Source organism: Dawidia soli, assembly GCF_018598185.1.
Lineage (GTDB): Bacteria > Bacteroidota > Bacteroidia > Cytophagales > Cyclobacteriaceae > Ohtaekwangia > Ohtaekwangia soli.
The window spans coordinates 99,223-110,756 of sequence record NZ_JAHESC010000007.1; the positions used below are offsets into that span (position 1 = coordinate 99,223).

Annotated in this window: 8 protein-coding genes; 5 read left to right on the plus strand and 3 right to left on the minus strand. The window is 53.4% G+C overall.

The annotated features are described in order from the left end of the window. Positions 1–24: 24 nt before the first annotated feature. Positions 25–642, minus strand: a complete 618-nt coding sequence (locus KK078_RS06945; protein WP_254089526.1) for a DinB family protein — start codon at positions 640–642, stop codon at positions 25–27. A 93-nt stretch (positions 643–735) separates the two neighbouring features. Next, a complete protein-coding gene (locus tag KK078_RS06950) occupies positions 736–1,176 on the minus strand; it encodes a VOC family protein (RefSeq protein WP_254089527.1) in 441 nt (146 codons plus the stop codon). A gap of 990 nt (positions 1,177–2,166) precedes the next feature. On the opposite strand from KK078_RS06950, the gene KK078_RS06955 reads away from it, so the two are divergent. The 5 genes from KK078_RS06955 to KK078_RS06975 all read left to right on the plus strand — a co-directional run bounded on the left by KK078_RS06955 (position 2,167) and on the right by KK078_RS06975 (position 10,422). After that, positions 2,167–3,270 (plus strand): acyltransferase family protein, encoded by a 1,104-nt coding sequence (locus KK078_RS06955; RefSeq protein ID WP_254089528.1) that lies wholly within the window; start codon positions 2,167–2,169, stop codon positions 3,268–3,270. Positions 3,271–3,416: 146 nt separating this feature from the next. Next, the gene (locus KK078_RS06960; RefSeq protein WP_254089529.1) at positions 3,417–3,995 is read left to right on the plus strand and encodes an RNA polymerase sigma factor; all 579 of its coding nucleotides are present in this window, start codon (positions 3,417–3,419) and stop codon (positions 3,993–3,995) included. A 206-nt stretch (positions 3,996–4,201) separates the two neighbouring features. After that, on the plus strand, positions 4,202–5,254 hold the full coding sequence (locus KK078_RS06965) for a FecR family protein (RefSeq protein WP_254089530.1): 1,053 nt from the start codon (positions 4,202–4,204) through the stop codon (positions 5,252–5,254). A gap of 119 nt (positions 5,255–5,373) precedes the next feature. Then, positions 5,374–8,796: a SusC/RagA family TonB-linked outer membrane protein gene (locus KK078_RS06970; protein WP_254089531.1), complete on the plus strand. Its 3,423-nt coding sequence runs from the start codon at positions 5,374–5,376 to the stop codon at positions 8,794–8,796. Positions 8,797–8,817: 21 nt separating this feature from the next. Continuing rightward, positions 8,818–10,422: a RagB/SusD family nutrient uptake outer membrane protein gene (locus KK078_RS06975; protein WP_254089532.1), complete on the plus strand. Its 1,605-nt coding sequence runs from the start codon at positions 8,818–8,820 to the stop codon at positions 10,420–10,422. Positions 10,423–10,520: 98 nt separating this feature from the next. Here the strand turns inward: KK078_RS06975 and KK078_RS06980 are convergent, their stop codons facing one another. Next, positions 10,521–11,528: an SDR family oxidoreductase gene (locus tag KK078_RS06980; RefSeq protein ID WP_254089533.1), complete on the minus strand. Its 1,008-nt coding sequence runs from the start codon at positions 11,526–11,528 to the stop codon at positions 10,521–10,523. Between the last annotated feature and the right edge of the window lie 6 nt (positions 11,529–11,534).

An 11,534-nucleotide genomic window follows, 5' to 3' on the forward strand; every position in this document is an offset into this window, starting at 1 on the left:
TGTTCGCAGCAGACTGAATGTATGCTATTTGCCTTTCTTTGGAAAGGTAGGATTGTTCAGCACCTCTTGAACCTGGGCAGTGTGCCGCCGGCTGTGTGCCGCCATTAACAAGATCGTCTGATAAGTATCAAGTTTTCCGAATGGAAAGTCATTGTAATGGTTTCTCAGGTCGTCGGAGGTTGTTTTGATATACTTAATGTGGTTGTCGCGTTGCGTTTTGAATTCGGCGAGGGTGGCCTCGAAAGATCCGAACTTGCCGGAGGGTTTCATGGTTTCCTGCGCTTGGCGTTTCTGGCTGCGGTCCGCCACCATCTGTACCAGCTCTTCGTCTTTTGTCTTTATTTCGCTGCGTTTGGAAGGATCAGCCGGCTCTTTCAACCCGGATTGAGCAAATTCGAATAGTTGCGACTCCGCCAGGGTAATGTGCTCCACGCATTCAGCGATAGACCAGCTGGTGGCGTCTGCTTTGAAGTTCAATTGCTCGGCCGTGAGTCCCTTCACTTTCTTCAGCAGGTCCTCTTTTGTACCCTGCAGCAGGTCGAGGGCGTACTTCCGTTCTGCTTCGGTAAGGGTGGCGGCCGGACGGTCAAAACTCATGGCGATCGCGGCCACGGCAACAAGAACGAATTTGAATATTTTCATAATAGGGGTGGTTTTGTTTCACAAAGTTAATGTCCCAAAAACTGTGCGCAAGGGTGCGAATTAGACATTTGCGCGGGGTGATTAAGACAATAACTAGAGATGATCAATAGGCTTGTGCCCGGCGGCATTGTTCTTTTCGTCAAGCGGAATGTAAGCGTTGTAGGCTACCTCCAGGATGTTTCCCTCAACGTCTTTGAAATAGAAGAAGAGCCCTCCAAACGGCGCGGCCGTGGGCTCCTGCAAGACTTCGACATCCCGGGCTTTTAATCGGTCGTGGATCGCGCGCACCTCCTGTTCCGAGCGCACATTATAGCCGATCGTTACCGCCCGAAAGCCGCTGCCCTCCGGTGGTATGCCGATAAACTTCGCCAGGTCCGGACGTTTACAAAGGCTGAAGAGAAAACCGTTCAGTTGATAGAAGACAATGTCTTGGTTTGCGGCTACCGGTTTCCAGTCCAGTATCTGCTCGTAGAATTTTTGCATAGCCGGCAAGTTATCGACGGCAATGGTCAGGACGCTTATTCGTTGTTCCATGATGTATTGTTGGTGGTTGGTTAAGGGAAGCTAAAACTTTGGGCCAATGCTCAGAGGCCCCCTGGTTTTATGCAAATACTTCGCTTGTTTTCTAACGTCAGCATACTAAATTTCTTTTCAAAGAAAAGTCTGAAATTCCGGCATGAGAAGAGCCCAACAGACCGATCGCGCGTTGGTCGTCGATAAATCGTTTCACGATAACAAGAGCGTAAATCATGTTGTGAAACAAGACCGGCATAAAAGCCGGCGGATGAAGCGATTGGGAGCAATATTGTAATTGGCGCTCAGACTCGCCAGATGCCGGGGGGATCAGGCGCAGTGGTAGCAATCTTCAACTACATTCTGACCAGCGTTGTCACATAGATAAAGCAGTGCCCTATAGGCTGCTTCAACTGTGCCGCAACTCTGCCGTAATAGTGCCGCATCTCTGCGACAACCCTGGCTTTGTCCTGCACTATCCTGGCGTAAGCTCGCGCTGACGTCTTAGACTGGCGTGCTTGAATCAATGCCTGGCAACGAGCAAACGCATGATCGAGAATCCCAAACGCACGCGTCAACTCCTCCCTTGATATAGTCAGCGACGCAGAATGCTTAACAGCCGGCGATATAAAGAACTGGGACTACCTCGCCCGCTCACCTTTGCTGGAGCGATTCAAGGGCAGGTCGCCGCCCGGGCAGAGGCACCGTGGCTGTTCGAAGCCATGGCCAGTTATGCAGCAGAGCAATTTTCTGAGCCGGCAAATCTGCATACATCGTCGACAAACAGTACCCCACCGAGTTCATCGAAGCCACGTGGGGCACGACGCACTGATTCAATTGCTGCGCACCAACGGTGATGTGCCTGCAACGCTGCACGTCGACGAACAGGAGTTCGAAACAAGGCTTTACCCGTACATCCAAAAGCGCTACTACCCGGATTAATTTCACGCTCGTACGCACACGCGCGCTGTTTTTTGGTCGTTCTGTCCGATTATTCTTTATGTTTGAAGAATGAACGATCACACACAGGCTGCGGGCTTACTGAACACCAAGCAGCATTACGAGATATTAGATGGGTTGAGGGGAGTGGCGGCGATCGCGGTAGTGGTGTTCCACTTCATGGAGATTGCCGTTCCCGATTACAACGACAACTTTATTGCACACGCCTACCTGGCCGTCGACTTCTTTTATTGTTTGTCGGGCTTTGTCATAGCCTATGCTTACGACAACAAGCTGGCCGACATCGGCTTCGGCAGGTTTTTTAAACAACGGCTGATCCGGTTGCAGCCCTTGGTGATCGTCGGATCGATCTGGGGCCTCGTGGCATTTATCTTCGATCCCTTCAGCGATCTGTGGGTGAAGTATGCCGACAAGCTGCCCGTTGCTTTCGCGGCTTCATGCCTGATGATCCCCTACGCCTTCGTGCCCGAACGGTACTTTAATATATTCCACCTCAATCCACCGTCCTGGTCTTTATTTTGGGAGTATGTCGCGAGCATAGTATACGCCGCCGTGTTGATCCGGGTGGGCAGGAAAGTGCTGTGGGTATTGGCCGCGATCGGCGCCGGTGCACTGTTCTATGAAGCTCATGAGGCCACCAACCTCGGCGTAGGGTGGAGCGGTGATAACTTTTGGGGAGGAGGCATCCGGGCATGCTTCCCGTTTCTGGCCGGTATATTGGTATACCGCTCCCGGTATATCATTCGCAACAAGCTTGGCTTTTTGATTCCTACCGGTTTGCTGCTGTTAACTTTTCTGGTGCCCTTCTCGGCTCCGTATAACTGGGTCATTGAACCTTCCATCGTGATCGTGTATTTTCCGTTGCTGGTGGCAGTGGGTGCGGGCGCAGTGCCGGGGCCGCGTGCGAAACGCCTGTGCGAGCTCTCGGGAAATATATCGTATCCACTGTATATGATCCACTATCCCTTTATCTGGATCTTTATGAGCTATGTCGAAACACACAAACCTACCTTGCACGAAATGAGCATCATTACCGTCGTCGGTACATTGTTGCTGATCGGCCTGTCATACCTGGTGTTGGTGTTTGTGGACATGCCCATACGCATGTTCCTAAAGAACAGGCTGAGGGGCTCGTCGTCGACCGTATCCGGTTGATCCACACCCGCGGTCACTCGTGCGTCGTGCTTGCAGACAGGCTGGAAATCGTGGTTTTATGTTATTCAATCGTTTTAAATGCGATTTTGTAACAGAAAATTTCTAATATTATCCACTCAAAGAGGAATAATCCTGACGCAACCGCCATGCGTGTATTCAAAGTATATTCTGATGATAAACTGGTAGAGCTCATGCGGCAGCAGGATATGGCTGCGTTTGATGAGATCTATTATCGTTATTGGAAGAAGCTGTATGCCATGGCCTATAATCGCGTACACGCAAAGATCGTGGCCGAAGAGCTGGTGCAGGAGATCTTCATAAGCCTGTGGGTGAACCGCGCCACCATGCAGGTACAAAATCTATCCGGGTACCTGTTCACCGCAACAAAGTATAAAGTCATATCCTACTACGAGCGCCAGCTGACGCGAAAAACATACCTCGAAAAACAAACCGCGATCGTCCAGGACCGCGACGACACCACTGAGCAGACAGTACTGGTCAACGACTTGCACGAAGCGCTCGATCGCGAAGTAAATAAGCTCCCCGCACGCTGTCGCGAAGTATTTCGCCTGAGCCGCGTCGAGAACCTCCCCATCAAGCAGGTAGCCCTCCAAATGGGCGTATCCGAAAAAACTGTCGAGAACCAGCTCCTCAAAGCATTGAAAGTATTGCGTACATCCCTTCGCCACTACACCATGTCGGTTGTTATGCTCCTTTTCTTATAGTCTTATAGGTCAAATTCCGGCCCTTAACCTCGCACCCCTCGCAAAAAATCACGACACACGCATCTGGCGCCACCGCCAAAACCACGACACACGGAATCATCAACCCAACACTTCTAACCACGCCCAAACATTTTCAAAAAAAAATGCCCCAGGCGTAGGGGAAAACGTTTGCTGACCGGACTTACCTGCTAAATCGATATAGTGAAATGAATAGCAAGGATGTTACCCCGGAACTTTTGCAGCGTTACCTGCAGCATGACTGCACGCCCGAAGAGGAAGCGCGTGTCAATGCCTGGTATGCCGCCCTAAACGACCGGGAGATTCACGTGCTGCCGCTCACACCGGCCCAGCAGGATCTGGTAGAGCGCAGCATGTTGCGGCGCATCCGGCAAACGCTCGGTGAACACGCACCCATGCCGTATGTGCAACCCCAGCGTGCAAGACCATCCAGGCTGTTTTATCAGATTGCCGCGTCGGTCGCGATCCTCGCGCTGGCCGCGGGCGCGTATTGGTTCACCACACGCATGCCGTTCCATTCCGGCCAGGTAAGCAGGGTCACCGAAACACGGCACGTGGTGAACACTTCCAGGACCATCCTGCGTCAATCCCTGCCCGACGGATCAGTGGTATGGCTTCAACCCGGCAGCGAGATGGATTATCCCGCCGCATTTGCCGCGACCGAGCGCACGCTGCAGCTAAAAGGAGAAGCATTCTTTTCCATTGCACGCGATCCCTCCAAACCGTTTCTCATCACCTCCGGAAATGTCCTGACGCGGGTGCTTGGCACGAGCTTTAATATAAAGGCGTATGAGCATGCCCCCTCCATCGAAGTATCGGTAATGACCGGAAAGGTATCCGTAAACATTCAGGACTCTATAGATAATACAACACACGCCGATGCATCGTCTGTATCGCTTGTCGCGCAACAACGTGCCCGCTATGTTAAAGCCCAGCACCGGCTGGAAAAGCAGGAAGGGCAGGACCTGCCCGAGCTCGACATCTGGAAATCGACGTCGTTCGTCTTCGAGAACGAGCCGTTGCGTAACGTTCTTCCCCTCTTGAATGAAAAATTCAGTGTCCACATCGAGACTGAAAATAAAGCGCTGATGAACTGCCTCTTACGGGCGGATCTAAGCAACCTGAACCTGCCCGACATTCTCGAAATGTTGAGCCTGTCGGTTGATGCCACCTACGAACTCGAGGGCAATACCATTCGCTTACGCGGACAGGGATGCTCGCCATTACCCAACCCTAAATAACGACTACATGCAAACAAAAAGACGAACTTGACCACGAACGACTACAGCCAAGAAAGAACAGAACAAGGCGATGCCATGCGTCGCGCTTGCATTAAGCAACCCCAAAACAAGGATTCAAAATGAAACAGTTTCTACAAACAAATGCCTGCCTGGGCAAAGTGATCCACATCACGCGCAGGCAGCTCGCTGTCATGTTGATGCTGACAGGAATTTCTTTTGCCGCCGTCAGTAAAGAGCAAAACCCTTTAGAGCGGGACGTTACCCTTAACTTCGAAAACATTAAGCTCGTAAAGGCGCTTGACGAAATTGAAAAGACCGTCGATGTTAAATTCATCTACAGCAAGAATTTCGTTTCCCTCAAGGAAGAAGTAACGATCAATGCACAGAACGAAAAGCTCTCCAGCGTATTGAACCGTTTGCTTACACCTTTTCACATTCAGTATGGTGTCGTAAAAGACCGTATCGTGTTGAACAAACGCAAAGACACGGCCTCGACACCGCTGACAAACCTCGGTACGCTCAACGCGAACCTGTTTCAGCAACCCGACGATCTGTCGGCGCTGCAGGCGACCATCACCGGCACTGTATTCGACAGCGACGGACAGGCGCTGCCAGGCGTAAACGTGTTGGTGAAAGGCACTTCCAATGGAACTACGACCGACGCCAACGGTAAATTCTCACTGGCGGCAGATCCTGCCACGGCCGTCCTCGTGTTTTCGTTCATTGGCTATACCACCCAGGAAGTCCCCGCCGGTGGCCGCAGCGTAATAGACGTCACGCTGGACGCGGATACCCGGACACTGAATGAAGTTGTCGTAGTAGGGTACGGTACCCAACGCAAATCAGACGTGACTGGCTCGGTAGGCGTGGTGAAAGGAAGCGACCTGCTGACGGCGCCCGTGAACAACGCCCTCCAGGGCCTCAAAGGTAAAGTGGCAGGCGTAAACGTATTCCTCAACTCAGGATCGCCTACCGCCAGCCCTCGCGTGGTCATCCGCGGTGTCGGCACCATCAATGCAGCCTCCGGGCCGCTGTTCGTCGTGGACGGCGTGGTCATGGAAGATATCAAATACCTGAACCCCAACGATATCGAAAGTATGGAAGTGTTGAAAGACGCTTCGTCTACCGCTATCTATGGATCTCGCGGTGCCAACGGTGTGATCCTGGTTACGACCAAGCGTGGCGCCGCCACGGAAGGGATGGTCATCGGCTATGATGGCTTCGTCAGCGCCGGCCACATGCGCAAGGAAATGGACCTGCTCAACGCCAAGGAATGGCTGGACGTAGTACGGACCGGTATTGAGAACTCACCGAAGTACAATCCCAGCGCGTCACCTGCTTTCACGGCAAACGATCCTCGTTTGTTCGATGCCAACGGCAACCCGCTTTACGACACAGACTGGCAGAAGGAGGCTACTCGTACCGCCATATCGTACAACCACCAGTTGTCGATCCAGCAGAAAAGCGAAAAATCTTCTGTCGGCGCGTTCCTGAACTACTCGCGCATGGAAGGCATCATGCTCAACAGCTGGATGAACCGCGTCAGCGGCAAGATCGCCTACGACGCCAATCCCACCAAGTGGCTTACCGTGGGTGTAAACCTGCTGGCGAACGTCATAAAAGAGAATGAAGTAGAAGAGACCGGTGGCCACCAGATGCCGCGCCGTACGATGATCGAAATGCCCCCGATCTTCCCCGTGAAGTTCCCCGATGGTACCTGGGCAGCCAGCAACATGGTGACCGACGCCTACAGCCTCGAGGCAATGGCCAACCCGGTGCACGTGTTGGAGACACAAGACCGCCTGCGCAAAAGAACACAGCTGTTTGGTAACGTATACATGACGTTCCACCTGCTGCCAGGCCTCGACCTGCGCACGCAATTTGGCTTCGACCAGAACGAACGCGACTTCCAGGAATACTCGCCCACCGACCTGGTGAACATCTCGTCGCCTAATGGCCGCGCACGCGTGGAATCACAACGCATAAACTACTGGCAAGAAGAGACTTACCTGTCCTACAACAAGGAGCTGGGTACCGACCACCGCATCAATGCCGTGCTGGGCTTGAGCTGGCAGGAACGCGTGTATGACCGGAATTTTGTCGAAGTAGAAGGATTCGCCGATAACTTCTTCCGGTATAATCGCCTGCAAGCCGGTAGCATCCCGAAAGCTCCCGAGTCGGAATATGAAAAATGGGCCATGAACTCCTACTTCCTCCGCGGTGGCTATACCTACCGGGATAAGTATATGCTGACCGTGACCGGACGTGTCGATGGTTCTTCCCGATTCGGTAAGAACAACAAATACGCCTTTTTCCCTTCGGCCGGTTTGGGCTGGATGGTCTCCAGCGAACCCTTCATGCAGGATATCGCAAGCCTGACCGAGTTTAAACTCCGCTCCAGCTTTGGATATACCGGCAACACCGAAATCGGTTATTACCGGTCATTGTCTACCGTCGAGTCGGGTAACACGCTCATCAACGGAACACGCGGCACCGAAGCTCATTTAAGAGGAATCGCAAACCCTGACCTGAAGTGGGAAAAGACACGGCAATTCGACGTCGGCTTCAACATGGGCTGGTTCAACAACCGCCTGCAGCTTGAGTTTGACTACTACCACAGGCTGACCACCGACCTGCTGCTGGATAGACCGGTGCCGTATTCGTCTGGTTTCAAGACCGTAACTGCCAACATCGGTTCCGTCTCGAACCGCGGTATTGAAGGTATGATCACCTCGGTGAACGCTGAGACCAACGACTTCCGCTGGACAACCTCGCTCAACTTCAACCGCAACAAGAACAAGATTGAGAAGCTCGGTGAAAACGACGAAGACATTTTCCCCGGTCCGAACTGGGTATCGGGCAGCCAGACCATCCTGCGCGTGGGCGAGTCGTTAAGCTCCTTCTGGGGTTACGAACGCCTGGGTACATGGAGCACCGACGAGGCAGAAGAAGCGGCAGAGCGTGGCTATAAGCCCGGCGAAGCCAAACGCTCTGTCGAAAAGAAGATCATCGGAAAAGGTTTGCCTGACTGGACGGGAAGCTTTATCAACACCTTCCGGTATAAGAACTGGGATCTGACCGTCGATCTGCAATTTGTATACGGCGTAGACATCCTTCAGCAATTCTTCCACTCCACCGAAGACCGTTCAGGCATCGCCAACGGCTTACGGACGATCCTGACCGACAGCTGGACCCCTGAGCGCCAGAACACCATGGTGCAGGAGATCCGTCACCAGGGCCGTGGTGGTCAGAACAGCGAGGTCGATAGCCATTGGGTAGCCGACGGCTCATACCTGCGCGGCAACTTGTTCTCCCTGGGATATACCGTCAACAGCGAAATGCTGGAGCGCCTCAAGCTGCGCAACCTGCGCGTCTATGCTAACGTACAAAACGCCTTTGTGATCGACTCGAAAGAATTTAAAGGGTACGATCCGGAAGCTACTTCGTGGACAGGCAACGACGCACAGTGGGGCCAAAACATTTTCTTCTTCCAGTATCCGAAGCCTACAACGTATACGCTCGGTGTAAACCTGCAGTTCTGATCACTTTAACTTGAACAGATTATGAAAAAGATACATTTAATCATACTCCTGGCTGGGCTCAGCGCCTTTTCTTGTTCAGACTTTCTGGAGGAGGAGCCCAAAGATGAGATGTCGAGCGATCAGTTCTTTTCTGACCGCGACCATGCCTTCAACGCTGTGAACACGCTCTATCGAAACGGAGCTCCGCAGATGTTTGATGGCTCTGCATACGCAGGTACACCGGCCATTTTCTTTCAGGATATGTCTGGTTTCTTTGACAATCAATACAAAGGACAGGAAGTGCATGCCAGCCACGCACAGCAGTTGACCCTCAACGGCACGAACATTTCCGGATACCTGGACGACCGCTGGGCCGAGCTGTATAACGGTGTGGCACGGGCTAACTTCGCGATCAAGAATATCGCGACGACCCCGGGACTTACCGAAGCGGAGATCGGTCAGCTGGAAGGCGAAGCCAGATTTTTCCGGGCATACGCCTACTATTTCCTGGTGAGATTGTTTGGAGAAGTACCGCTTATTACCGAGCCCGTGGTATCGCTGGCCGACGAGGTGTACGTGGGAAGATCTCCCATTGCAGCGATCTATGACCAGATCGAGGCTGACCTGCTGTGGGCCGTGAACGAGAGCAATATGGCCGCCGTCACCATGGCCACCAACAGCGGCCGCGTGACAAAAGGCGCAGCAGCGACACTGCTGGCCGAAGTATACCTGACCATGAGCGGTTACCCGCTGCAGGAAGATCACTATGCCGACGCTGCCGCCATGGCACGACGCGTCATCAACGGTGAGTTCGGCAGCTATAGCCTGACCCAGCATCAAATGGCCGGTGGCAACGTAGACCTGCCCAACAGCGCGTACAACCAGATCCGTCGCGCAGACAAAACCGCCAACGAGTATATCTTCTACCGCGAGTACGATGCGGCGATCACCGCAAGCGACTACCCGCGCTGGACAGTTCCGGCCTTTGAAGGCTTCGAAGACAAGGTTGTAAAATACTCGGTAGTAAACGGTGCTTACCAGCCCGAAGACGAGTTTCTTAACATGTATGACCCGACAGAGGATTTACGCATCCAGGAGAAGCAGTATTTTCATACTACCATGAACGGCGCCGACGGCAATCCGGTAACGTTCCGCGAAACACCGTATATCTGGTTTGATGAGAACGCCCTGTTCACGACCGGTAACTCGGGCAAAGACGTGGCCATCTTCACGTACTCCGACGTGCTGCTCATTGCCGCCGAGGCCATCGCACAGTCCGAAGGCGTAACAGGAGAAGCTGTGGATTATCTGACAGAGGTACGCGCGAGAGCATACTGGATGCAGGATCCCGCCGACGTCGCAGCCGACCTGGCAGGTCTGGCAACGCCGGAGTTTGTAGAGGAGGTATGGACCGAACGGAACCGCGAGCTGGTATTCGAGTTCAAGACCTGGTTCGATATCCTCCGCACGCAGCGCTATCCGCAGACAAGCGAAGCAAATCCCGGCGAAGTGACCTATGTCGACGTCGTGGGTGCTACCAATCCGTGGGGCAAGACCTATACATCTACGTATTTGTTACTGCCGTTGTCCAACAACGAAAGACAACGCAATCCGGCCCTGGGAGATAACAACCCCGGTTATAATTAAACTGCACGATCAATGTATACCGCAGCGAATACCTGCGGTATACATGAATAAACAAAAAAGGAGCACGACAAATGCTCCTTTTTTGTTATAGAAACCGGCTAGGGTTGACCACCGCCTCCCGATGAACCATAGATCTGCCCGTTGGCATAGCTCGCACTCGGGTCTGCAAGCTGCACGTAGATCGACGCCAGTTCCGCGGGTTGTCCGGGGCGGCCGAGCGGCGTTTCTCCTCCGAACTTTTCCAGCTTTTCCTGCGTGGCCCCGCCGCTCACCTGAAGCGGCGTCCAGATCGGGCCGGGAGCCACACCATTCACCCGGATACCCTTTGGTCCAAGCTGTTTGGCCAGCGATCGTACATAGTTCGTCGTAGCAGCCTTCGTTTGCGCATAGTCATAAAGCTCGGGAGAGGGGTCCATTGCCTGTACCGACGTTGTTCCGATGATCGCCGCGCCAGGCTTCAGGTGGGGCAGGGCCGCTTTAATGATCCAGAACGGAGCATATATATTCGTTTTCATGGTAGTATCGAAATCCTCCGAGCTGATGTCCAGAATGGAGGCCTTTGTTTGCTGACGCGCTGCATTGTTCACCAGGATGTCCAGGCCGCCAAGCCCTTTTACAGCTTCCGCTACCAGGCGTTTGCAAAAACTCTCATCGCGAAGGTCACCGGGTATGGCCACGGCTTTTCTGCCCTCGGCTTTGATCAGCTCGATCACTTCCCTCGCATCGGGCTCTTCTGTAGGATAGTAGTTGATGGCAACATCGGCACCCTCTCGCGCATACGCGATCGCCGCTGCCCTGCCCATGCCCGAGTCGCCTCCGGTAATAAGTGCCTTCATTCCCTTTAGCCGGCCGGAGCCTTTATAACTTTTTTCGCCGTGATCCGGCCGCGGATCCATCTTCGATGCCAGGCCCGGCCAGGGTTGCGATTGGTGCTTGAATGGAGGTCTGGGGTATTTTGTCAGCGGGTCGTCAACATCTGCCGGCGCAGCGTCTCCTGCTGATGGCGTGGCCGACGCGACCGCGGGTACGGCAAGTGTTGCCAGGCCCACTCCCAGATTGCCAATGGCTTTTCTACGACCGATCCTGTAGGTCTCTTCGTTCTTCATGTTGAT